Below are 23,291 nucleotides of genomic sequence, written 5' to 3'. Positions count from 1 at the left end.
GCGTGACTCAATGATTAGGAATTCTTGGTCTCAGCCAAGGGCAATTTGCGCGTCCAATCGCATTCCTTATCCTCCTTGAAATGGTCATTGCGCATGTGATGAATCTTGTTGTCGTGTTAGTTGGATCACGTCCGACTGGTACGACTTCAGACTTTGACGGCTAACTTCCCGGAGGGAATATGGGACTCAACTCCCCCACAAAAGCCGAAGCATCGGCAACCGAGGCGCAGTCCCGGACTGATGCCTCAAACACAGGACTGCGCCGGTCCATGGAGGCCCGGCACCTGGTGATGATCGCCATGGGCGGCGTCATCGGCTCAGGCCTGTTCGTTAGTTCCGGATACACCATCGCCACGGCAGGGCCCCTTGGTGCGGTGCTGGCATTCCTCATCGGCGCCGTGGTGGTCTACCTGGTGATGGCCTGCCTCGGGGAGCTCGCTGTTGCGTTCCCCGTCTCAGGCGCCTTCCACATCTACGCCGCCCGGACAATCGGCCCGGCCACTGGATTCGCCACCGCCTGGCTCTATTGGCTCTGCTGGGCCGTCGCGCTAGGGTCTGAATTCACCGCAGCGGGGTTACTCATGCAGCGTTGGTTCCCTGGCGTCGACGTCTGGATCTGGTGTTTCGTGTTCGCCGCCGTACTGTTTACGCTGAACGCCATTTCATCGCGTGTCTTTGGTGAATCGGAGTTCTGGTTCGCGCTCATCAAGGTCGCCGCCGTCGTCGGCTTGATCATCCTGGGTGGCGCCGCGTTGGCAGGCTTCCACCCCCTCGCTGCGGGCGACTACCCCTCCTTTGGCGAGAACTTCACCACGCCGGACGGGCTGTTCCCGAACGGCTTCACGGGAGTCTTTGTCACCTGCCTGGCAGTGTTCTATGCGTTCTCCGGCTCCGAACTGATCGGTGTCGCCGCAGGCGAAACGGCCAACCCCGGCGCGAACATCCCCAAAGCCATGCGGACCACGGTCATCCGGCTCATGATCTTCTTTGTTGGCGCGATCGTGGTTATCGCAGCCACCATTCCCTACGAGCAAGTCAGCGTGGACGAAAGCCCGTTCGTCACCGTCTTTTCCATGCTGGGTATCCCGTACGCCGCCGACATCATGAACTTCGTGATCATCACGGCTCTTCTCTCCGCGGGCAACTGCGGGCTCTTCTCGTGTGCCCGGATGCTGTTCTCGTTGGCCGACGAAGGCCACGCGCCCAAGGCGTTCCGCAAGTTGACCAAGCGCGGCATCCCGATGGTGGCCCTTTGCGTGAGCATGCTCGGCGGCCTGGCATCCCTGATCAGCAGCGTGGTTGCCCCGGCAACGGTCTACCTGGTCCTTGTCTCGGTGGCCGGTTTCGCGACGGTTGGCGTCTGGATGTCCATCGTCGCTTCACACTTCATCTACCGCCGGACCTTCGTCAAGAACGGTGGCGACCTCAGCACCCTCCCCTACAAGGCGCCGTTGTTCCCCCTGGTTCCGATCCTCGCGTTCGCACTGTGCGTGGTGTCGCTGATCGGTATCGCGTTCGATCCCAACCAAGTGGCGGCACTCTTGTTCGGTGTTCCCTTCGTGGGGGCCTGCTACGCCGTCTTCTACTTCAAATACGGGCGACGGCGGTCGCTCAAGAAAGCGGTGGACGCTTAGGGCTGCGGTGGCGCCTGCTTCTTGGCCGCCCGCACCGGGTGCTCGCTCAGAATGGACAGGCGGTTGAAGGCGTTGATTCCGATGGCAGCCATGCAGAGAACACTGATCTGCTCGTCGCTGTAGTGCTGTCGTGCCTGGTCGAATAGCTCGGGGCTGGGCCGCGAGGAGCTCATCCGGGTGATCTGCTCGGCGATTTCCATGGCCACCACTTCGGCGGGCTCGAAGAGCTGGACTTCCTTGTAGACAGCCACCAGGGACAGCCGCTGTTCGGTCTCGCCGTACTTCAGGGCCCGGCGATGGTGAAGGTCCAGGCAGAATGCGCAGCCGTTGATCTGTGAGCAGCGATAGTTGATGAGTTCAAGGGTCCGGCGCGAAATACCGAGCCGGTCGGCCTCTTCAACAAGTTGCTGTGAATAGTGGCTCAGGGTGGCGTAGAGATCCGGCTGCTGCTTGTCCAAATAGCCGGCAAGGCGCGGCTGTGTTTCCTGTTCGGGCATGTTTGGAGCCTAACGCAAAGGGGCCGAGCACCCTCAAGTGAGCGAGCGTCGGCCAAAACCCGACAGGAAGTGAGCGAGCGTTGGCCAAAACCCGACGGGAGGTGAGCGGGCGTCGGCCAAAACCCGACGGGAGGTGAGAGAGGATCCTACTCGCGGGCGGAGGGGGTGTCGGCGGCGAGGCGGATGCCGTGCTCCGCCAGCCACACCGGGTTGAAGGCTTTGCTCAGGTAGTTCGTACCGGCGTCGGGGGCTATGGCCACCACCACCGAGCCGTGGGGTGCGGCGCGCGCCACCCGCAGGGCCGCAGCCACCGCGAGCCCCGACGACGGACCCAGCGCAAGCCCTTCCTCATCGAGGAGCCGGTGCACGGTGGTGTAGACCTCGTCGTTGGGGATCCGGAGGAACCGGTCCACAATGGCGCGGTCGAAGGCCTTGGGCCACTCCGGTTCCGGCCAGGAGTTGCCCACGCCGTCCACCAGGATTTCGCCGGGATGCCCGCCACTGTAGGCAGAGCCATAGGGATCAGCCCCGACGACTTCCAGATGTCCGCCAGGCCGCAGGGCAGCCACACGTTCCTTCAAGAACCGGCCATTCCCGCTGATGGTCCCACCAGTCCCGATGCCCGCAACGAAATGCGTCACCAAGCCGCCGGTCTGCTCCCAGATCTCCGGGCCAGTGGTTTCGTAGTGTGCAAGAGGATTGGCGGGGTTGTCGAACTGCATGGGCCGCCACGCACCGGGCGTCTCGGCCGTAATCCGCGCAGCCACTGCCCGGGCGTTCTCCGGCGACTCGGACGGCGCATTCCAGTCGGTCAGGATCACGCGGGCGCCGTAGTTGTGCAGCGCGGCGAGCTTCTCCTCGGAGATCGTGTCGCCCGTGACCACCACCACCGGATGCCCCGTCAGGTGGCCAATGAGCGCCAGGCCGATCCCGGTATTGCCGGACGTGCTCTCCACGATGGTGGCCCCGGGTTTCAGCTCCCCCGACCTTTCAGCCGCCCGCACCATGCTCAGCGCGGTCCGGTCCTTGATGGAGCCGCCGGGGTTTTCGGACTCGAGCTTGACGCGGATGGCGCTGCCCAGTCCGCGGCTGAGCGCCTCCAACGTCACCAGCGGAGTGTTTCCCACCTTGTCCAGAACCGAAGCATCCAGCCCGTCCGGAACAGCGGAAGCCGCATGTACACCATGTTTGCGAAACGCCGTGCTCACTGCGCATCCTCCCCGTCCGCTGCTGGGAAAACCTGGTCAATGACGTCGTGCAATTCAACCCGCGCCCGCTCCACGAGGTCCGGTGCCGACGGCCTGTCGGCCAGCACGTCCGCGAGCCGACCCACGACGGCGCCCGTCCCCTTCCCGAGAGGTTGCGCGGCTCCGGCTTCAAGCAGCAAATAGGACGCTGTCAGGGCCTCGATCGTCAGGAGCTTTTCCAGAACACCCAACGACTTTTCGAGTTGCTGCAAGGCCAGCGGGGCAAGGGTTGAATGGTCCTCGACGTCGGCGGACAGGGTTGGCGCGCCGAGGGTTGCCGGAGCGGCCAGGAACTTGAGTTCGGCCAGCAGTCCGGCTGCGGAGTACCACAGCAGCCCGGGCAGTTCCTCCTGGGCAAGGCCCGGCGCACCCGCCTCAGAGGACGCAGCCTCCAGATGCCTTGCCCGGATGGCCCGTTGGGGTGGATACAACTTGGCGATGCGCCGTTCACTGGAAATTCCCACATGCGCCAAGGCCAGCCGCAGGCTTTCGAACGCAAGAGCCAGTTGCATCGGTTGGAAGTTTCCGCCGGAGACCATGTGACCGGATTCAACGTCCACCAAGGGATTGTCGCCGCGGCCGTTGAGCTCGACTTCCAACGCAACACCGAGCTGTGTCACCAAGGACCGGAATGCCCCGTGCGTTTGCGGCGCAGCCCGGAAAGACAGCGCGTCCTGCACTGAGACCTCGGGACGGACGTCCTCCAGCCATCCACCCCTCAACAGGTGACGCACAGCAGCAGCCGAGTCCCGCTGCCCGTCCACCGCCTTGGCCCCCTGGATAGCCGGCGAAAACGGGCTGAGGTTCCCGCCGCCGTCGTACCTTGCGATGGTCTCCAGCGAGAGGGAAAGCGCGACGTCGGCCAGTTCGGCTATGCGTTGCAAACGCACCAGGGCGAGGGTTCCTACGCCCACGGAATACGCGTTGGCGCTAACCAGCGCGAGCGCTTCGCCCGGCGCGAGGACCAATGGTTGGAGGCCGGCGCCTGCGAGCGCTTTGGCCCCCGGCACCAAGGTTCCATCGGCATCGAAGGCTTCACCCTCACCTATTGCGACGGCAGCGACGGCGGCGAGCTGGGTCAGGTCGGACGAGCCCACCGAGCCTTCACGTGGGATGGCGGGAAGGACTCCGCGGTTGATCATCTCGACGTAGAAACCAGCTGTTTCCGGACGGACACCGGAGCCGCCCCGGCTGAAACCTATGAGCCGGGCAAGGATCACTGCCCGGGCAGAAGCACGGTCCAGATACGAGCCCACACCACTGTTGTGATACCTGACGACTTGGATTTGGTACGCCAGGAGGGACTTCTCCTCCACAGCGGTGTCGCGGCCGGATCCGAGTAAGGTGTTGAGCCCGTAGACACGCTGCCCCGACGTGGCGGCACGTTCAAGCACATCCCGGGATCGGGCCAGCAAAGACAACGTATCTTGGTTGAGTTTCACGTGAAACGTCGGGTTCGCAGCAGCCACGGCCACACTCCACGCAGATATCGGCGCCGTCCCCAAAAGAAGGGTCCGCGGCTCAGCTGACGCCATCAGAAGTCCAGGAGATTCTGCCGGAAACCACCGTTGCCGTAACTCTTCCTCAACAAGCCGCGACGCCGCAGCTCGGGAGTGAGCTTGTCCAGCACACCATGCACCGTTACGGGATCAACGAAGCCCGAGAAGAGGAACCCGTCGCCACCCACCTCAGACCCTGTCGACTCGAGGTAGTCGGCAATTTCGCCGACCGTGCCGATGATCGAGTCTCCCGCTCCGCCACTGCGCGCCTGCAGGATCTGGCGCAGCGTGGACCCCGGAGGCGCCGCTTTGGCGAAGTGTTCCAGTGTCCCTTGGTTGCTGTTGGTGCTCAGTTCCGGAAGGGGTGCGTCGAGGTCGAACTGTTTGAAGTCGATCACGGACAGGTAGGAGATGGAGTTGAGCTGGCTGTCGATGTCGCGCTGGGTAAGCTCACGACGCCGGGCCCGCAATTCCCCGGCCTCGGCCGCAGAACCAACCACGGTGGGCTTCAGGACGAAAAGCACCTTGACGTCGTCGGGGTTCCTGCCGGCTTTGGCAGCCTCCGCACGGATCGAGTCACGGTAGGACTTCATCCCGTCAACGCCACGGGCCAGGGCAATGGCCACATCAGCGTGTCCGCCCGCGAACGCCTTGCCCCGGGGAGAGGCACCGGCCTGCACCAGCACGGGTTCCTCCGGCAGCGGCGCCGTGTTCAGCGGACCGCGGACTTTGAAGAAGTCGCCCTGGTGGTTGATCGGGTGAACTTTGCTGTGGTCCGCGAATACTCCGGCGTCCACATCCTCAAGAACAGCGCCAGGCTCCCAGCTCCGCCAAAGCCGCCTGACGACGTCGACGAACTCCTCCGCCTTTTCGTAGCGAAGATCGTGCTCGATCTGCTGGTCCAGCCCGTAATTCTGCGCGGCGAGGTCACTGCCGGAGGTAACGACGTTCCACCCCAGCTGCCCCTCGGAAAAATGCTGCAACGTCGCGAGGAGACGGGCGGCTGTGAAGGGCGGGTAGAAGGAAGCGCTGACCGTCGGCACGATGCCCAGGTGTTCGGTGGCGGCGAGAAGGTACGGGACCAATGCCAGCGGATCATGTTTGGGCGCGAAGGACGCGTGGGCCAAGGACACCTCGGCCGAACCGCCATACGTATCAGGAACCGTGAGCGAGTCCTCGATGATGAACAGGTCCAGGCCGGATCGTTCAAACGCCCGGACTGCCTCCTGGTACAGGGCGGGTTTTTTCCAGTCGTAGCCCAGGCCGTAGCCGGGCGTACCCCAGCCCTGGACACCGAATCCGTGGCCCACAAACCATCCAAAGTGCAGCATGGGCTTGAGTGTAGAACTGCTCTGTCCGTTCACCACGACCTGATTTCATGCGAAGTTACAGGGGGTCGTACTGGGTCAATTATGCTCCCGGGACGTCACAATTGGACGTGCCCCGGACCGTCCCGGTTTCCACATACAGCGGTCGCCTTGTTCCGCAGACAGGAGGCGTCGGGAATGATCGCTGTATGAGTGCATCAACCGCCCGCCCTTCGGCCAAAGACAGGCTGTCCAGCGTCTGGGCCCTCAAGGGCTACAAGCGTGAATGGCTGCGGCATGACATCATCGCCGGCGCCGCGCTGTTTGCCCTGCTGGTGCCCGCCGGGATGGCTTATGCGCAGGCAGCCGGGCTTCCACCTGTCACCGGACTCTACGCGACCGTTGTGCCGTTGCTCGCCTACGCCGTCGTAGGGCCTTCCCGCATCCTTGTCCTGGGACCCGACTCGGCCCTGGCCCCGCTGATCGCCGCGGCGATTGTGCCGCTGGCGGCGGGAAGCAGCGGCAAGTCGGTGGCATTGGCAGGACTCTTGGCCGTCCTGGTGGGTGCCTTCATGCTCGCGGGCTCAGCCTTGAAGCTCGGGGCAGTCACGGGCCTGCTGTCCAAGCCGATCCGGCTTGGGTACCTCAACGGGATCGCCCTTTTGGTAGCGCTCTCGCAGCTGCCGGCGTTCCTGGGGATAGAGGCCGACGGCGACATCTGGCACAAGCTCGCGAAGGTCACCACTGGGGTGCTGGGCGGCGAGGTCAACATCACCGCGCTGCTGTTGGGCGTGGCCTCGCTGGCATTGATCTGGGTCCCAAGGGTCCTGAAATGGAAGGTTCCGGGCGTCCTGCTGGCGGTGGTTGGCTCCTGCGTTGCGACGGCGGTCTGGGGCCTCAACGACGACGTCAAGGTCACCGGGGAATTGCCCCAGGGCCTGCCGATGCCCGCGCTTGGCGGCATTGGCTGGGCAGACGCGTTAACGTTGCTGCCCGCCGCCGCCGGCATTGCGCTCATGGTCTTCGCGGATACGGGAGTGCTGTCCCAAACCCTGGCCGCGAAGGAAGGCAAGCGGGTGTCCGGCAACCGGGAGATGGCAGCGCTCGGGGCGGCCAATGCTGCCACCGGCTTGCTGGGGGGATTCCCGATCTCCGGCAGCGCCTCCCGAACCCCTGTCGCCGTGGACGCTGGTGCCAAGTCCCAGATGACCGGCGTTGTGGGAGCGGTGCTGGTGCTGGCCTTCATGCTGTTGGCTCCGGGCGTGACCGCGTATCTGCCTTCGGCAACTCTGGCCGCCGTCGTGATTGCCGCGGCGATTGCCTTGGCCGATCCAACAGGCGTCCGGCGGCTCCTGAGCCTGAGCCGGAGTGAATCCGTAGTAATGCTCGCCGCGTTCCTGGGAGTTCTCACAGTGGGCGTTCTCCAGGGCATCGTCGTAGCCGTAGCCTTGGCGCTCCTGGATTTCGTACGCAGGGCGTGGGACCCGTATCGAACAGAGCTCGGCTCCGAGGAAGGCCTGCCCGGCTACCACGACCTCGAGAGGCACCCTGGTGCCGAACGCATCCCCGGCCTCCTGATTTTGCGCTTCGATGCGCCCCTGTTCTTCGGGAACGGACAGGTCCTGGCAACCTTCGTTCGCGAGCAACTGGACGAATCCCCTGACGAGGGCGAACATCCCATTACCCACGTCGTCCTCGCCGCTGAGCCCATCACCGGGATCGACACCACAGCCCTGGACGATCTGGTCACGCTGGACGAATGGCTCGCAAGCAAAGGCGTGGACTTGGTGTTCGCCGAGCTCAAAGGACCGGTGAAGGACAAGTTGATCCGCTTGGGCACAGCGGCCCGTTTCACACCCGCCCATTTCTTCCCCACTGTCGGGGCCGCGGTGCGCGCGCTCAGGCGCGAATAGCTCCAGCCTCTCCGATTACGCAACATGACGAGGGTGCAGGTACGTGCAAGTGCAGCCCGACGCCCGCGGATGTTACGTTTTTCTTGAGTAATGAGTACCAGCGCAAAGCCCTGACTTGCTGGTCGGCAACCCTCTCTCCGGCGGGGTGCCTCAGGTGACTACTCGGCGTATCGACAACTCGAACTGCAAGCGTGACTGAGGAGCACAGCAATGCCTGAACCCACTGAAGAAAAACTCTCTTACCGCCTGATTACAGGCCCGGATACCCGTGATTTCTGTGAGCGTATCCACAACTCGCTGGCAGAAGGCTACGTACTCCACGGCAGCCCGGCCGCCACGTTCAATGGCACCGACGTCATCGTTGCCCAGGCCGTCGTCCTTCCGGCCGCGATTGCCACTGCGGATGCCGCCGTCGCCAACGCCGTTGACCAGTTGGAGAACTACGACGACGAAGAAGCATTCGAGGGCCACGCATGAGCTACGCAGGTGACCTGACCCCGCAGGACGCGTGGGCCAAGCTTGAAGAAGGCGCCATCCTGGTGGATGTACGCACCGAGGGCGAGTGGGCCCACATCGGTATCCCGGACACCAAGGCAACCGAGAACGATCCCCTGTTCATCCAGTGGAACCTCGCTGGCGGCATCCCCAATTCCCGTTTCATCGAGGACCTGCAGCAGCAGGCGCCCGAGGACGACACCGTGGAGCTCGTCTTCATTTGCCGCTCGGGCCAGCGCTCAATCTCCGCCGCCATCGCTGCAACGCAGGCCGGTTTCACTGCCTACAACGTCCTTGAGGGCTTCGAAGGCGAACCGGACCGCTACGGGGAGCGCACGGTCAATGGTTGGAAGAACCGTGGCCTGCCGACGAATCTGGGGACCGAGTAAGTGACGTTCAATCCCGACGCCGCCGGCTGGAGCCCTGACACCCAGGCCGTCCGCGGCGGCCTTGACCGCACAAATTTCCAGGAAACGGCCGAACCCGTGTTCCTGAACTCCGGCTTCGTTTACGAATCCGCCGCAGCTGCCGAACGGGCCTTCACCGGTGAGGACGAACGTTTCGTCTACTCCCGCTATGGCAACCCTTCCGTGGCCACGTTCCAGGAGCGCTTGCGCCTGCTCGAAGGAACCGAGGCATGCTTCGCCACCGCGTCCGGTATGTCCGCAGTCTTCACCGCCTTGGGTGCGCTGTTGGCTGCCGGTGACCGCGTTGTTGCTGCCCGCTCCTTGTTCGGATCCTGCTTCGTGATCCTGAACGAGATCCTCCCGCGGTGGGGCGTCGAGACCGTTTTTGTGGACGGCCCGGACCTGGACCAGTGGCGTGAGGCCCTCTCGGAACCGACCACCGCGGTCTTCTTCGAATCGCCGTCCAACCCCATGCAGGAGATCGTCGACATCGCTGCCGTCAGCGAACTGGCGCATGCCGCAGGGGCGACGGTCGTCGTCGACAATGTCTTTGCCACTCCCCTGCTGCAGCGCTGCGGTGAGCTGGGCGCGGACGTGATCGTCTATTCCGGCACCAAGCACATCGATGGCCAGGGACGTGTGCTCGGCGGCGCGATCCTGGGCACCAAGGAATTCATCGATGGCCCGGTCAAGCAGCTCATGCGACACACCGGTCCTTCGCTTTCCGCCTTCAACGCCTGGGTCCTCACCAAAGGCCTGGAGACCATCGGGCTGCGCGTAAACCACAGCTCGGCGTCCGCTTTGAAGATCGCGGAGTGGCTTGAGCAGCAGCCCGCCATCAGCTGGGTCAAGTACCCCCTGTTGAAGTCACACCCGCAATACGAGCTGGCCGCGAAGCAGATGAAGGCCGGCGGTACGGTGCTGACGTTCGAGCTGCTCCCTTCCGCGGGACGTTCTGCCAAGGATTCCGCGTTCGCGCTGCTCGATGGCCTCCGCGTCATCGACATCTCCAACAACCTTGGCGACTCCAAGTCCCTCATCACCCACCCCGCCACCACCACCCACCGGGCCATGGGTCCGGAGGGCCGCGCGGCCATTGGACTCAGCGACGGCGTCGTCCGTTTGTCTGTGGGCCTGGAGGACGTGGACGACCTCATCCTGGATCTGGAGAAGGCCCTCAAACAGGTCTAGCCTTGCTGCCATGAGCGGGAACCATCCCTATCGCCGTGCCGGAGCGGTCATCGTTGCCGGCACGGTGGTGTGGTTCGTTGGAATCTCGCCGGTCTCCCGCGTCTACATCACCCCGGACGACGCCGAACGCCTGCGCATGCTGACAGCCAGCCAGCGCAGCTGGATTGCGGGGCAGCACCTGACCGCTGTGGGAACCGTCGCAGTCCCGGAGGGACTCGCCTACCGCCGGGGATCCAACACGCCGTTCCTCACGTACTCCGCGCTGCACGTTGTGGCGTTGGCAGCTCTCGGCGGGAGCCTTCTCTCCCTGCCCGTCCAACGGTGGATCGGTGTCACGGCCGCGGCCAGCGCACCTGTCTATGGCGCCATCCTGGTAGCTAAGAAGGACATCCCGCCGCTCTTCTTCTACTTGGTGGAGGGACTGACCGGTGCCTACCTGATGACATGGGAGGAATCCGAAGCCGACAAGCCTAGGGCCGCCTGACCCGGGTCAGCATGGGCGCCGGCTCCCTACGCGCGTCAGCGGCGCAGCCGCGCACCGTCAGCTTCGCAGCATGCCCGACGACGGCGGCCAAGGCTTGGTTGGTGGGCGGACTGCCCGGCTGGCTTTGCCGGTCCCGCTGCCTTTTGTTGTAACGCACCGCGGCTTCGCGTTGCTCATGGGCCCCGTTGCCTCGTTCAAGCAAGGCCGAGATCCCCGCTTTGACCAGCTCCAATTCGCTGTGGTCATCCAGGACCGGGCTCACGTAGTCCACCAGCGCCCACACAACCTCCGACGCCGGCCGGGGACGGAAATCACCGAAGTCCAGGAGATCTCCGCGCAGCCCTGAATTACTGGCTTGCCAGCTCGCCATCCGCAGGAGTGCCGTGGGCACCGCTGTGGGCTCAACTCCGTCGAGCATTTCCAAAGAAGCCGTCTCCACCAAAGCCCGCACCAGCACGGCAATCAATGCCGCGTCTTCGGCGCGGAGGCAGACATCGGCCACGCGGACCTCCACGGTGGGGTGGTTCGTGGAAATGCGGGCGTCAAAGTAGATCATGCCCTCATCCAGGATGACGCCTGTTTCCAGGAGTCGTTTCACGATGCGTCGATAGGCGGTGAGCGAACCGAAAATGGCCGACGGTCCGGAAGTGGGCCACCGGTTCCATGCCTGCGTGCGGTAGCTGTCGAAACCTGTAGGAAGTCCGCGCCAGTACGGCGAGTTGGCGGTGAGGGCCGTGAGCACAGCAAGTTTGTCGCGGATGTGGTCCAGCACCACCACGCCTTCCTCGGGTGACTCCACTGACGTGTGGACATGGAATCCGCACGTCAGTTGTTCCGTGGCAATGATCCCGAAGCGATCCAGCATCGCGGCATAGCGGGGATGAGGAGTGGTGTGCGTGTTCGAGGCCAAGGGAGACGTGGCGATCGCGGCCACCCGGGCTCCGTGCTGGCGGGCGGTCTCGTTGGCCATTGCCCTGCCTCGGTGGATCTGCTGCAGGAGCTCGGTGTAGCTGTGGCAGGGACGGGTCTGGGTTTCGATTTGCTCCAGCTTGAGTTCGTGGCTGAGGCCCGTGGCGGTTGTGGGCTCTTCGTGGCCTGCCAGCAGCGCATCCGCGAGGGCCAAGGGCTCGCCCGTCACAGGATCGACGATGAGCAGCTCTTCCTCAACCCCGAAAGTCCGCATGCTCCATTCTGCGCCCGGCGGCCGGTGGAGGACAGGGCCTGCATGCCTCCACCGGGTGGAGCCTAGTCCTGGAAGTACTCGATCTTCGCGCCGATGGTGTTCAGTCGCTCGGCCAGGTCCTCATAGCCGCGCTCGATCACGTAGATGTTGCGAAGTTCGGAGGTTCCCCTGGCTGCCAGCATCGCCAAGAGCAAGCAGGCGGCAGGGCGCAGGGCCGGCGGGCAGCCGATTTCCGCGGCACGCCACTTGGTGGGCCCGTTGACGTAGATCCGGTGCGGATCGAGCAACTGAACCTGGGCGCCCAGCTTGTTGAGCTCCGTCAAGTAAATGGCACGGTTCTCATAGACCCAGTCGTGGATCATGGTCTGGCCCTCGGCATTGCCCGCAATCACGGCGAAGAACGGCAGGTTGTCGATGTTCAGGCCCGGGAATGGCATGGGGTGGATCTTGTCCTGCGGTGCGCGGAGCTCGGAGGGCTTGGTTGTGACGTCCACCAAGCGTGTCCGGCCGTTGCGAGCCATGTACTCACCGGAGATTTCGAGGTTCTGGCCCATCTGCTCCAAAGTAGCGAGCTCGATTTCCATGAACTCGATGGGAACCCGGCGGATGGTGACCTCGGAGTTGGTGACGATGCCTGCGGTAATCAGGCTCATGGCCTCGATGGGGTCCTCGGACGGGAAGTACTCAATATCGACGTCAATGGCGGAGCGTCCGGTGATCTTCAGCGTCGTGGTTCCGACGCCGTCAATCGCCACTCCAAGCCCCTGCAGGTAGAAGCAGAGGTCCTGGACCATGTAGTTGGGGCTGGCGTTGCGGATCACGGTGGTACCTTCGCGGTGCGCGGCGGCCATGATGGCGTTCTCGGTAACGGTGTCACCGCGCTCGGTCAGGACGAAGGAACGGTCATGGGCGTCAGCCGGAGGCGCAGAAACAGCGTAGAAGCCGGACTTCGCTTCAACCTCAAGTCCGAACTGGCGAAGCGCCTGCATGTGGGGCTCCACGGTCCGCGTGCCGAGGTCGCAGCCACCGGCGTAGGGCAGCAGGTATTCGCTGGTCTCGTCCAGCAGCGGACCGAGCAGCATGATGACGCTGCGGGTGCGTCGGGCGGCATCGACGTCCATTGATCCAAGATCCAGGACCTCGGGGCGGCGGATACGGAGATCGCTGCCGTTGAGCCATGTACATTCCATGCCGATGGAGGTCAGTACCTCGACGATCCTGTTGACTTCCTCGATGCGTGCCAAGCGGCGCAGCGTGGTGGTGCCACGGTTGATCAGGCTCGCGCACAACAGTGCGACGCCTGCATTCTTACTGCTGTTGACGTCCACTTCGCCCGAAAGGGTTCGGCCACCCTCGACGCGGAGGTGGGTCATCTGCGGCTTGCCTACTTTGACGATGGAACGCCCGAAAATGGCCTCGAGCCGTTCGATCATCCGGAGGCTCAGATTCTGTTTACCTTGCTCCATCCGGGCGATTGCGCTCTGGCTGGTTCCCAGCTCGGTAGCCAGCTGCCCCTGCGTCCACCCTTTTTCGCCACGGGCGTTGCGGAGCAGAAGGCCTACGTGTTCAGCGGTAGGTTGAGTCATATCCAAGAAATATCACAGGTGAGCTAGAACTCTCGAACAAAACGCCGTTTGAGCGGCTAACGTCACACCATACCCGTGCCGTGAGATATAGGGCTCGACGGCGGCCACTCATCGCAGGTGAACGCTTTCCCTCAGTCGCCATCGGGCAGTAGTACCCATTGCGGTCCGCGGAGCAATACCAAACCATGGAGGGAAAGCTCAGGGGGAAACATGCCTTTCTACGGCGCCGACGTCGACCAACTCAAAGCACTTTCGAAGGCTTTGGCCAACGGTGCGTCACTGCTGACCAGCCGGGCCCGGGAGCTCGACTCGTTGATCGCCCAAGGCATGACCGGCCAAGGCGGCGGTTGGCAGGGCCAGGATGCCAAGCGTTTTGCCGCAGATTGGCAGGGCCGCCTGAGGCCGTTGCTGCAGACAACCACGCGGGGCCTGGAAGAGGCGTCACAGTCCGTGCTCACCAACGCCGACCAGCAGTCCTCCGCATCCACGGAAGGTGCGGGCAGCGAGGCCACCACCAAGACCACCGCGGCCAATCCGAACCCTGGCCAGCCCACACCGCAGGAAATCCTGGACGAATACCAGGTCAGCGACGCGGAGACCACCAAGTGGCCCGGAGACTGGGATCCCCTGCGCTTCGTCGTTGACCAACGGGAGGTCACCGAGAAGGAAGCGGAACTCCTCAACGGCTTGGGTCCTTTCGAGATGAACGCCTTCAAAGACATTCATGATGACGCTTTCAGCACTGCCGATGACCGCTTCCCCAGCGCCGATCGCAACGATGACCAGAACGACGCCTTCCGCCACGCGTACTGGAACGCGCTCATGGTCAAGGAGTTCGGCGCGGACTGGGCGGAGGACTACGCCACGGCGCACGAGCAGCTCCCCGGCAATCCTGCGCCCCGCGAAGCCATGGATCTGTACAACAATGAGGTGGGCCGCAATGTGGCCATAGCCAACCCGGATGCCAGCGCTGAGGAGCTTGCGGATTTGATCGAGGAAGCCGTGAACAACGGCGACACCGTGGTGGTGGGGCAGGACCTGCTGCCCCACCCGTCCAATGAGGTCCCCATGGACCAGACCGGCGACGCCAACAACGCCGAGCCCGCCCCGGGCGAGGATCCGGAGTTTAACGACGAGTCGAGGACCACCTCATGAGGTTCCCCCACCAAACACAGGCACGACGACGGCCGAGGACTTCCGCCGGCCGCGCCACCCTGGCAGGCTTGCTCACCGTTATCCTGGCCTGCGCCCTGGCCGCCTGTTCACTAGGAGGATCTGTCATGCCCGAATCGAACGAGAAGCTCAATAACCAGGTGCTCGAGTCCGCGCAGAACGGCACAACCTTGAAACTGGCTGACGCCACGGACTTCGAGTGGGACCAAGCGGGTTTCGTAACGGAGGGAACGCCGGCCAAGGACATCGAAGCAGCATTCGGGGAGCCCCTGACCAAGGAGAACCGCTACACGGCCTCGCCCACGTTGTTCGTCTTCCTGAAGGACGGGAAGGTGGCCAAGGCAATCCGCATCGTCCCGGATGCTTTTTTCGGCGCTGACGCACAGAAGAAGTACGGCCGGGACGTGGTCCTCACCCCACCGGAGGGGAAAAAGGGCTTCCTCAACTGGCGCGAGTAACGCCTGAAGGCCGCAGAAACGCTGCGATCCCTAGACGCGCCAGTACCCCAGGGCATCGATCCGGTGTTTGTCCACGCCCAGCGTCTTCCGCAGGTGTTTCACGATTGCCCGGGTGCTGGAGGCTTCGCAGGCAATCCAGAAGAAGTCGCTATCCACGGAAACAGTCTCCGTAGTGAGCGCCCCACAGACCTCCTCCACCAAAGCGGCACCGTCGCGTTTGCGTGGAATCCAGGTGACGACGTCGGAATCCGACGTCCGCACTTCAAGCGAGGGGTCGGCGTCGTGCTGGTATTCAAGCCAGGCACTCACCGGAGCCCCGCCCGCCGCAGAAAGCTGCCGCTCGTCCAGCAACGAATTGATGGCCGGGATGGAGGCGGGGTCGCCCACCACCCAGATCCGGCGCGGAGTCGGTTGCGGGAAGGTGAAGGAACTCCCCTGGACGGTGGCATCGATGGTGTCGCCGGCACTGGCGGAACGGGCCCAACCCGCCGCAACACCGTTATGCATCGCGAAGTCCAGGCTGAACGTGCCTGCCGCCGGGGAGGCATTGACCAAGGTGTAAGCGCGCTGGTGTGCCTTGCCGGAATCGTCGAACCACAGCCGGATCCACATGGTGGGATGCAGGCCGCTGCGCTCCAGGAGGCCGCCGTCGCGGACGTGGACGCGGAGGAAGTCCGGGGTGATCTCTTCCTTCCCTGTGACTTCCAAGGTGAAGTCCTTGGCGCCCATGACTTTGAGGACGACGCCTTCCCAATTGCGCTTCAAGCAACACTCCTTCACGAACGGCCACGATTTGTGAACGGGGCCAAAGCCATTTATCTTGAGCTTAAGTAAGCCTAACCTAAGCTCGAAAGCGGCCAGAGATTATGACGCCTGCCCCGACGCACAATTCCGCCCCGGCAGGCGGCCCCGGAATCTACCGAGACTCGTGGGGAATCCCGCACTTGTGGGCCGATTCCGCCGACGACCTTGCTTTCCTCCAGGGCATGAATGCGGCCACTGACCGCTCCTGGCAGATCGAACTGGAACGGTGGCGCTCCGAGGGACGCACCGCCGAGGTGCTGGGCACGGATGCGGTGGTATGGGACAGGTTCGCCCGCCAAGCCCGGCTTGACGACACCGCGCGGCGCTGCTTTGAAAACCTCGATGCCGCCACCCAGCGTTGGTGCGGACAGTATGTGGCCGGCGTCAACCAGGCCCTGGTGGACGGGCTCCGCGGCGGCCCCGAGTTCGACGAGTCCGCCAGTACCCCGGAGCCATGGAATCCGTGGACGCCGATGGGTGTCTTCCTGGTGCATCACATCCTCTTCTCAACGTTCCCCAACAAGCTCTTCAGGGCCCACGTCGCGCGAACGCTCGGCGATGAAGCCGTGAGCCTGTTCAGCATCGAAGCCCCGGTCTGGTCTGGCAGCAACGCATGGGCCGCGCACGGCTCGACCACGGCCAGCGGCCTCCCCCTGATCGCAGGCGACCCCCACCGCCTCATGGAACTCCCCGGCGTGTACCAGCAACTTCGGCTGGCCTGCCCGGAGTTCGACGCGATCGGCTTCGCATTCCCCGGCGTTCCCGGCCTCCCGCACTTCGCGCACACCGGCCATACTGCTTGGGCAATCACCAACGCCATGGCCGACTACCAGGACCTCTTCGAGGAAGAACTGCGCCGGGTCACCGATGCGGGCGGCGAGCGCGTTGAGGCGCGTGGAGCGGAAGGCTGGGAAACCGCCGTCGTCAGCACCGAAACCATTGCCGTCCGCGATGGCGAGGCGGTGACCGTCGAGGTCATCGGGACGGCGCGCGGTTCGGTGATCTCTGAAGCGTCCGACGGCGACGCCCTGAGCCTGCGTTTCCCGGCCCGGGTTGAAGGGCGGCTGGGTTTCGAGGCCCTCCTGCCGCTACTGCGGAGCCGGAGCGTCTCCGACGTCGAGGTCGCCTTCGATGCCTGGGTGGAGCCGGTCAACAGCGTGGTGGCCGCGGACGATTCCGGGGCCGTACGGCACTTCGTTGCCGGGCTTGTTCCGCAACGAAATCCCGCAAACCGTCGCCTCCCGGCTCCGGCGTTCTCCGCACGCAATGAGTGGGACGGCCAGTATGTGATCCTGCCCCGCACCGAGGTCCAGCAGTTTGCGGTGAGCGCGAACGACCGCGCGGCGGGAGGCGGCGACGCCGTAGCCATGGAGTTCGCGCCGGCGCACCGGGCCTTGCGGATCCGCGATTTGCTGGAGGCCGCCCCGTCCGGGACCTTGACCGTGGATGACATGCAGGCTATCCACACGGACACCTCGCTGGGTCCGTGGCCATTCTTCCGGTCACTGCTTGAAGGGATCGATGCCGACGATTTGTCCCGTGAGGCCAAGGTGTTGCGTTCGCAGCTGTTCGAGTGGGATGGCCGCATGGATGCCGGGAGCCACCGCGCTGCCGTTTTCGCAGCGTGGCGGGGCGCGTTGGTACAGCGCCTCGCGCGGCACTCCGCCCTTGCTCCGCTGAACGAGCCCACCGGCTACTCCCCCTTGTTCGGGCCGTGGTTGTCCGTGGTATCCCGCGTTGGTTTTGCCCTGGAGACCCTCCTGCTCCGCGGCTCAGAGCTTGGCATCAACGTTGGCGTGGAAGCTGCGGCCGGGCTTGAAGACGTTGCGTTGGAGGAAGCCATGCTCAATGGCTCTACCTGGGGCGACCGGCACAAGCTCCTGCCCGTTCACGTCCTCCCCGGCGCCCTCGCGTCATCGGCACCAACGGCCGACCTGAGCGGAGACACCGGGTGCGTCCTCTGCACCGAAAGCCTCCCCGGAGTAGACGACCGAAGTTTCCGTGGGCCCGTGGCCCGTTACGTTTGGGACCTGTCCGATCGGCGAAACAGCCGATGGATTGTCCCCTTCGGCGCCTTGGGTACGCCGGACCACCAGCATTTTGCCGACCAACTCCCCCTGTGGACCGCCGGGCAACTCGCCCCTGTGGTCACTGACTGGTCGGCCCTGGCCAAAGACATTCCCTAACCAACCCCGTTCACCGCATCAGCCCCCCGAAGGAAATCATGACCACCACCACCGAGGACTACTCCGTCCGTACCACCGTCTACTCAGAAGACCTCGAAGGATGGGGTGAGCTGCGCCTGGTTCCGCTGGTTCCCGGCGAGGACATCGACCTCATCTTCGAGTGGGTTACCCAGCCCCGCGCCAAGTTCTGGGGAATGACCGAAAACTCCCGTGAGGAAGTCCTGGGGATCTACGAGTTCCTTGACTCGTTGGAGACCCACCACACGTTCCTTGCCGTCCTTGACGGAGAGCCGTTGGCACTCTTCCAAACGTACGAGCCCCTGCACGATCCCGTCGGCGAGGCCTATCCCGCCCGGGAGGCCGACATCGGCATGCACTTGCTGCTCGCTCCGGCCACGCGGCCCATTCCGCACTTCACGCCAAAGCTCGGCACTGCCCTCATCCAGTACATGTTCACCTTGCCGGGCAAGGACCGGATCGTGGTGGAGCCGGACTCCCGCAACGCCAAAGCCCTGCGCCGCCTGGAAGCCACCTGCTTTGAGCTGGGACCCATCATCCAGCTTGCGGAGAAGGAGGCCCAGTTGGGGTTCCTGACACGGGCAGGCTTTGACGAGATCCAGGAACAGAAGGCTCCCTAGTCCCCCATCACACAAGGCGAAGTGCCGCCGGCGCCCCCAACAGGCCGGCGGCACGCTTGTGCCCAGCTCGTTAGCGCGTGAAAGCGCTAGCGCCAGACAAAACTCCAGGTTCCAGCGCCTACAGCCGTGAGCACTGCACCCGCTGCGATGATCACACCGCCAAGGACCACCCAGGCGTCCAGCATCGAATACGTGGATTCGCGCGCCCACGTTCGCTGACCTCCGCCGAAGCCGCGCGCTTCCATGGTTACTGCCAGCCGCGAAGCCCTCCTTACGGCCTGGACCAAGAGCCCGAAGCTCTGGCCCAGCATGGCCTTCAGCCGCTGGAGCGGGCTGCCCTGCGAACCCACGCCGCGGGCACGGCGGGCCATGCCGATGGTCTGCCACTCCTCCGCCATCAGGCCCACCAGCCGCATTGCTGCCAGGGAGCCCAGGACAAAGCGGTGCGGCAGCTTTGCTTTCTGCGCCAGCGCATCGGCCAGGTCAGTCGGATCCGTGCAGGTCATCAGCAGGATCGCCGGGAGGGCAATCGCCAAACCGCGCAGCATGAAACCCAGCCCCAGCTCCAGGGAACCTTCGCTGATGGACCAGAGTCCGACGTCGAGCAGTACAGCGCCGCTGTCCGCCGCCACAATCGCCGTGCTCCAGCCGCCGATCGCCGCCGCGATGATCAGGGGCCAGGCGCGCTGCCACAAGAGCCGCAGGGTAAGCCCGGCCAGCGGGAACAATGCCAGTTCCGCAACCAGCGCCGTGGACGCCGACACCCAGTCGATGGACAGGGCCAGTACCAGGGAAATCAGGAAAACCGATACGAACTTCGCCAAGGGGTTTGCACGCGTCAGCAGGGCATGGTTTCCGCGGATGTTCAGTGCGTCCCTCATGCCGCACCCGCTTCCTGATGCGCAACATTGCCCTGTGCCACAGGTCCCAGCCGCAGCTCCGTTCCCCCGAGTACTGCACTGAATTCCTGGTCGTGGGTCACCGAGACCACTGCCGTTCCGGCGTCCAACAACTCCGAAAGGAATGACGCCAGCTCAGCCCAGGTGTTGGCATCCTGGCCGAATGTGGGCTCATCCAGCACCAGGACCTTCGGATGCGCCGCCAGAACCGTGGCCACCGAAAGCCGCCGCTTTTCCCCACCGGACAACGTGTAGGGATTGGCGTCCACAAGGTGCGTCAGCCTCAGCCGCTCCAGCAGTTCATCCACGCGTTCCTCGCCATGGCCCAGATGCTTGGGGCCAAACATGAGCTCGTCCAGGACCTTGCCCGTGACAAACTGGTGCTCCGGTTCCTGGAACACCGTCCCGATGCGGGAAATCAACTGGTCAGCTTTCCACGTGAACGGGTCAATACCCGCCCCCTCGGAAAGCTCGACGGCGGCACTCACCGCACCGTCCACCGGCGCCAAAAGGCCGGCCAACGTGAGAGCGAAAGTGGATTTGCCGGCACCGTTCGGTCCCGTGATGGTCAGGGCCTGGCCAGCCCTGACCTGTGCGCTGATGCCCGTTTGCACGGGAACAGGCGGGATGGTCTTGAAGCCTTTGCGCCGCGGTTTTTCCCGGGATACTGCGAGGTCCTGGGCTGCCAGGAGAAGCGTGGAAGTCTGGGGCCGGTTCTGCCGCGTCCGGGTTGCCGGAACGTATCCCGGCACCCACACGCCAGCCGCCATCAGCATGGTGCGTGCCTCGGACAGGACCTGCTCCGGAGGGCCGTCCAAGAGGACTCCGCCCGCGGCCTGCCCGGCGCCCGCAGCCGCGCTCGACCCCGCCACCGACCCTGGCTGCAGGACCACGATCCTGTCCACCAGGTCTTTCCACACAGAAACGCGGTGTTCCACCACAACCAGGGTGGCACCGGTCTTATCGAGGCAGCGCTTCACCGCATCACGGACCTCCAGCACACCCGCCGGATCCAAGTTGGCCGTCGGCTCGTCCAACAGGATCAGCCCGGGTCGCATCGCCAAAATGCCCGCAAGCGCAAGCCGTTGCTTCTGCCCTCCGGAGAGTGCCGCCGTTGGGTGATCCAGGGCCAAACCGCCGCCGGCAGCGGTGCGCAGCCCGACGTCGTCGAGCGCTTCATGGACGCGGGACCAGATCTCGTCCCGCGGCACGGCCAGGTTCTCGGCGCCGAAGGCGACGTCGTCACCCACGCGGGAGAGGACCACCTGGGTTTCGGGGTCTTGCTGCATCAGGCCGGCGCGGCCACGCTGTTCGCGGGGAGCAACGCCGTCGATCAGCAGGGAGCCGGTCTCGTCCGAGTCGTCTTCCTCATCACCCAGCACGCCGGCCAAGGCATGCAGGAGGGTCGATTTACCGGCGCCCGAAGGACCCAGCAGCAACACCCGTTCGCCAGGTTCGATCCGAAGGTCCAGACCCTCAATGGCAGGCTGGGCCCGGCCGGCATGCCGCCACCCCCAGCCCTCGGCTGAGATGGCGGCAGGCCTGACCGTGCCGCTTTGAGTCGCGGACATCAGCTGAAGACTGGCTCCGAAGCGGCCTTGCGCGACGCGAAGGAGCTCAGGACGCCGGTCTTCGCCAGGCCGCGGGTGGCGACCCAGGACAGTGCGCCTGCGATGATCGCGCCGGAAATGGTGGTGAAGCTGATGTAGGCAAGCTTGTCGATTGCCTCGTACGCGATGTTCCAGCCCCACGGAAGGAAGGAGTCGTTCAGGCCGCAGAAGAGGCCTGCGCCCGCGCCGGCGAGGAGGGCCGTGGGCAGGTTGAACTTCTTGTAGCGGAAAGCGGCGAAGATGAGCTCGGCGCCGAGTCCCTGCAGGACTCCGGAGATCAGCACTGTGGTGCCGTACTGCGAGCCCATGATGAGCTCACCGGTGGCAGCGACGGCTTCGCAGAACAACGCTGCGCCCGGCTTGCGGATAATGAGCATGCCCAGGACCGCGGGGATCATCCAGCCACCGGCGATCAGGCCGGTGAGGGGAGGGTACGTCGCGTTCAGGGGAATGGATACCAATGCAGCGCCCTGGGACCAGGCCCAGAAGATCACGCCGCCGGCGATGGCGATCAGAGCCGCCACAACGATGTCTACAACACGCCAGTTATAACTGGTCTTCTTCACGTTTACCGTGGTCATTTTCTGCCTCCTGAGGTACAGGAGGGGAAAGTGCTACCCGGATTCTCCAGCCGGCCTGCGCCGTCCGGATCCGGACACTCTGAGAAGCTCGACTCCCTTGCGCCGGTACTAACCGGATCAGGTTCGAGGGTCTGCGGCTGTCCGCACTCTCAGCGCCCTCGCGTCTCCTGCATCTCTGCAGGGTCCGACGGCGGCGCTCCCCTGTCGTTATCAAATCTGCCCTGATGGGCGGGTTCAGTTTACACCTGCGTCCATGGCGGGCGCTGGCCCGTTGCCCGCCTATGGTCACAATCGGATCAGCGCGCCCCGGGCCGGACGCGTTCCAGGCGTGCGTTGCGAGGCCCGCCCTACACCCCTCCCGCCGGTTTTGGCCTGCACACCAGGCCCCACAACGAGACCTGAGAGAATGATCCAGCAGACTCGACCGCGGCAAAGGGGCATATCTCATGACGGACCTACCCAAGCAGGATCACCCCGCAAGCGACACCACGGCGCCGGAACCTCGCCTTGCCGCCAGCGTCATCCTGCTCCGCAACGCCCCCGGCGGTCTCGAAGCCTTCGTCCAGCACAGGGTCAGCACCATGGACTTCGCTGCCGGAATGGTGGTGTTCCCGGGAGGCCGGGTGGATGCTGCGGACACGTCCGGCTGGGACTACCCCGCGGAGCTGCTCCAACACCACGCGGCCCAGTGGCGCCAAAGCTCCATAGGCGCTAATCCTGCGCAGGCGACCACGAGCGCGGGTACGGTCCTCACAGCCGCACTCCGGGAAGTCCAGGAGGAGGCGGGCCTGAGCATCCACTCCGCCGACCTCCGTCCATGGGCCAACTGGGTCACCCCGACGGACATGCCCAAGCGCTTCGACACCTACTTCTACATCGCCAAGCCTGCGCCAGGGGCTGAGCCCCAGCACCAAACCACTGAGGCCTGGCAGTCTCTGTGGATGCCAGTGGACGGAATTCTGGCGGCAGAGGCGGCCGGAACACTGAAACTGATGCCGCCCACCTATTACCTGCTGAAGGAAATCGCAGGGTTCGGCTCAGTGGAAGCGGTGTGGTCCGCGGAGCACACCGTCGTTCCGGTGCTCGCCCCGGTGGGTTCCATGGCCGCGTTCCTCAAGGAACGGGAAAACCGCCGGTAACAGCGTCCGCCCGGCCTTTACGGCTAGGCTGGGGACATGAACCTCTTCTTCAAGCTGCTGGGTACCGGAGTGAGCCTCGGAGCAGGCTTCGTCGGAACCAAACTCGTCAATAAAGGGTGGGAAAAGGCCACTGGCAACAAGCCACCCACAGGCAACGATGACTTGGAGACGAGCCTGCGCTCGGCCCTGACATTCGCCTTGATCTCTGCGTTCGTGAGCACCCTCATCCAGGTACTCGCCAGCCGCGGGACGCAGCGTGCCATCGCCCGCTTCGCCAAATCCAAGGACATCGTCTAGGCACCACCCGGACAACATGCAAGCGCGGGGCCACCATCAGTGGCCCCGCGCTTTTTGCCTATC

Annotated in this window: 22 protein-coding genes and 2 riboswitches; of the genes, 12 read left to right on the top strand and 10 right to left on the bottom strand. The window is 64.4% G+C overall.

Annotated features, from left to right (window positions below):
- The first annotated feature begins 179 nt into the window (after window positions 1-179).
- Complete coding sequence (locus ACSSVG_RS13130; RefSeq protein ID WP_492415147.1) at window positions 180-1,634, top strand: amino acid permease; 1,455 nt, start codon at window positions 180-182, stop codon at window positions 1,632-1,634.
- Here the strand turns inward: ACSSVG_RS13130 and ACSSVG_RS13125 are convergent.
- The 4 genes from ACSSVG_RS13125 to ACSSVG_RS13110 all read right to left on the bottom strand — a co-directional run bounded on the left by ACSSVG_RS13125 (window position 1,631) and on the right by ACSSVG_RS13110 (window position 6,241).
- Complete coding sequence (locus ACSSVG_RS13125; RefSeq protein WP_231338519.1) at window positions 1,631-2,131, bottom strand: carboxymuconolactone decarboxylase family protein; 501 nt, start codon at window positions 2,129-2,131, stop codon at window positions 1,631-1,633. The two genes, ACSSVG_RS13130 and ACSSVG_RS13125, sit on opposite strands and share 4 nt — an antisense overlap.
- A 146-nt stretch (window positions 2,132-2,277) precedes the next feature.
- On the bottom strand, window positions 2,278-3,339 hold the full coding sequence (locus ACSSVG_RS13120) for a PLP-dependent cysteine synthase family protein (protein ID WP_492415146.1): 1,062 nt from the start codon (window positions 3,337-3,339) through the stop codon (window positions 2,278-2,280).
- Window positions 3,336-4,913: an aromatic amino acid ammonia-lyase gene (locus tag ACSSVG_RS13115; RefSeq protein ID WP_492415145.1), complete on the bottom strand. Its 1,578-nt coding sequence runs from the start codon at window positions 4,911-4,913 to the stop codon at window positions 3,336-3,338. Before ACSSVG_RS13115 ends, ACSSVG_RS13120 begins: the two co-directional genes overlap by 4 nt.
- Window positions 4,913-6,241, bottom strand: coding sequence for an NtaA/DmoA family FMN-dependent monooxygenase (locus tag ACSSVG_RS13110; protein WP_492415144.1), 1,329 nt, complete (start codon window positions 6,239-6,241; stop codon window positions 4,913-4,915). The genes ACSSVG_RS13115 and ACSSVG_RS13110 overlap by 1 nt, the downstream gene beginning before the upstream one ends.
- 152 nt (window positions 6,242-6,393) lie before the next feature.
- Here ACSSVG_RS13110 and ACSSVG_RS13105 point away from each other — a divergent pair, with 152 nt between their 5' ends.
- The 5 genes from ACSSVG_RS13105 (at window position 6,394) to ACSSVG_RS13085 (ending at window position 10,674) form a co-directional block, all read left to right on the top strand.
- Window positions 6,394-8,097, top strand: coding sequence for a SulP family inorganic anion transporter (locus ACSSVG_RS13105; RefSeq protein WP_492415143.1), 1,704 nt, complete (start codon window positions 6,394-6,396; stop codon window positions 8,095-8,097).
- A gap of 86 nt (window positions 8,098-8,183) precedes the next feature.
- Window positions 8,184-8,295, top strand: a riboswitch (SAM riboswitch).
- A gap of 12 nt (window positions 8,296-8,307) precedes the next feature.
- A complete protein-coding gene (locus tag ACSSVG_RS13100; protein WP_159708156.1) occupies window positions 8,308-8,574 on the top strand; it encodes a DUF1737 domain-containing protein in 267 nt (88 codons plus the stop codon).
- Complete coding sequence (locus tag ACSSVG_RS13095; RefSeq protein ID WP_231338514.1) at window positions 8,571-8,981, top strand: rhodanese-like domain-containing protein; 411 nt, start codon at window positions 8,571-8,573, stop codon at window positions 8,979-8,981. Before ACSSVG_RS13100 ends, ACSSVG_RS13095 begins: the two co-directional genes overlap by 4 nt.
- Window positions 8,982-10,190: an O-succinylhomoserine sulfhydrylase gene (locus ACSSVG_RS13090; protein WP_231338513.1), complete on the top strand. Its 1,209-nt coding sequence runs from the start codon at window positions 8,982-8,984 to the stop codon at window positions 10,188-10,190.
- Between the two features lie 10 nt (window positions 10,191-10,200).
- Entirely contained in the window at window positions 10,201-10,674 is a 474-nt protein-coding gene (locus ACSSVG_RS13085) for a hypothetical protein (RefSeq protein ID WP_492415142.1), read from the top strand.
- On the opposite strand, the gene ACSSVG_RS13080 is transcribed toward ACSSVG_RS13085, so the two are convergent.
- Together ACSSVG_RS13080 and ACSSVG_RS13075 are read right to left on the bottom strand one after the other, a co-directional pair.
- Complete coding sequence (locus ACSSVG_RS13080) at window positions 10,661-11,857, bottom strand: glutamate--cysteine ligase 2 (RefSeq protein ID WP_492415141.1); 1,197 nt, start codon at window positions 11,855-11,857, stop codon at window positions 10,661-10,663. The two genes, ACSSVG_RS13085 and ACSSVG_RS13080, sit on opposite strands and share 14 nt — an antisense overlap.
- Before the next feature lie 62 nt (window positions 11,858-11,919).
- Window positions 11,920-13,443: a UDP-N-acetylglucosamine 1-carboxyvinyltransferase gene (locus tag ACSSVG_RS13075; RefSeq protein ID WP_492415140.1), complete on the bottom strand. Its 1,524-nt coding sequence runs from the start codon at window positions 13,441-13,443 to the stop codon at window positions 11,920-11,922.
- A gap of 210 nt (window positions 13,444-13,653) precedes the next feature.
- Between ACSSVG_RS13075 and ACSSVG_RS13070 the strand changes: the two genes are divergently transcribed.
- Both ACSSVG_RS13070 and ACSSVG_RS13065 read left to right on the top strand, forming a co-directional pair.
- Window positions 13,654-14,598: a DUF6973 domain-containing protein gene (locus ACSSVG_RS13070; protein ID WP_231338509.1), complete on the top strand. Its 945-nt coding sequence runs from the start codon at window positions 13,654-13,656 to the stop codon at window positions 14,596-14,598.
- A 125-nt stretch (window positions 14,599-14,723) separates the two neighbouring features.
- Complete coding sequence (locus tag ACSSVG_RS13065; RefSeq protein ID WP_492415139.1) at window positions 14,724-15,074, top strand: hypothetical protein; 351 nt, start codon at window positions 14,724-14,726, stop codon at window positions 15,072-15,074.
- Between the two features lie 30 nt (window positions 15,075-15,104).
- On the opposite strand, the gene ACSSVG_RS13060 is transcribed toward ACSSVG_RS13065, so the two are convergent.
- Window positions 15,105-15,839, bottom strand: a complete 735-nt coding sequence (locus tag ACSSVG_RS13060) for a siderophore-interacting protein (RefSeq protein ID WP_492415138.1) — start codon at window positions 15,837-15,839, stop codon at window positions 15,105-15,107.
- A gap of 101 nt (window positions 15,840-15,940) precedes the next feature.
- Between ACSSVG_RS13060 and ACSSVG_RS13055 the strand changes: the two genes are divergently transcribed.
- Window positions 15,941-18,064: a penicillin acylase family protein gene (locus ACSSVG_RS13055; RefSeq protein WP_492415137.1), complete on the top strand. Its 2,124-nt coding sequence runs from the start codon at window positions 15,941-15,943 to the stop codon at window positions 18,062-18,064.
- A 38-nt stretch (window positions 18,065-18,102) separates the two neighbouring features.
- Window positions 18,103-18,702 (top strand): GNAT family N-acetyltransferase, encoded by a 600-nt coding sequence (locus ACSSVG_RS13050; RefSeq protein ID WP_492415136.1) that lies wholly within the window; start codon window positions 18,103-18,105, stop codon window positions 18,700-18,702.
- Between the two features lie 86 nt (window positions 18,703-18,788).
- On the opposite strand, the gene ACSSVG_RS13045 is transcribed toward ACSSVG_RS13050, so the two are convergent.
- The 3 genes from ACSSVG_RS13045 to ACSSVG_RS13035 are packed head-to-tail and all read right to left on the bottom strand — an operon-like array spanning window position 18,789 to window position 21,792.
- Window positions 18,789-19,583 (bottom strand): energy-coupling factor transporter transmembrane component T family protein, encoded by a 795-nt coding sequence (locus ACSSVG_RS13045; RefSeq protein ID WP_492415135.1) that lies wholly within the window; start codon window positions 19,581-19,583, stop codon window positions 18,789-18,791.
- Window positions 19,580-21,172 (bottom strand): ABC transporter ATP-binding protein, encoded by a 1,593-nt coding sequence (locus tag ACSSVG_RS13040; RefSeq protein ID WP_492415134.1) that lies wholly within the window; start codon window positions 21,170-21,172, stop codon window positions 19,580-19,582. Before ACSSVG_RS13040 ends, ACSSVG_RS13045 begins: the two co-directional genes overlap by 4 nt.
- Window positions 21,172-21,792, bottom strand: coding sequence for an ECF transporter S component (locus tag ACSSVG_RS13035; RefSeq protein ID WP_492415133.1), 621 nt, complete (start codon window positions 21,790-21,792; stop codon window positions 21,172-21,174). Before ACSSVG_RS13035 ends, ACSSVG_RS13040 begins: the two co-directional genes overlap by 1 nt.
- 76 nt (window positions 21,793-21,868) lie before the next feature.
- Window positions 21,869-22,005, bottom strand: a riboswitch (TPP riboswitch).
- 233 nt (window positions 22,006-22,238) lie between these two features.
- On the opposite strand from ACSSVG_RS13035, the gene ACSSVG_RS13030 reads away from it, so the two are divergent.
- A complete protein-coding gene (locus ACSSVG_RS13030) occupies window positions 22,239-22,931 on the top strand; it encodes an NUDIX hydrolase (protein ID WP_492415132.1) in 693 nt (230 codons plus the stop codon).
- Between the two features lie 36 nt (window positions 22,932-22,967).
- Complete coding sequence (locus ACSSVG_RS13025) at window positions 22,968-23,228, top strand: DUF4235 domain-containing protein (RefSeq protein ID WP_231338500.1); 261 nt, start codon at window positions 22,968-22,970, stop codon at window positions 23,226-23,228.
- Window positions 23,229-23,291 lie beyond the last annotated feature (63 nt).

This window comes from Paenarthrobacter sp. E2MeOHC11, from assembly GCF_058744955.1.
Note: the sequence above shows the minus strand (reverse complement) of the source record. Positions and strands in the feature narration are given on the sequence as shown.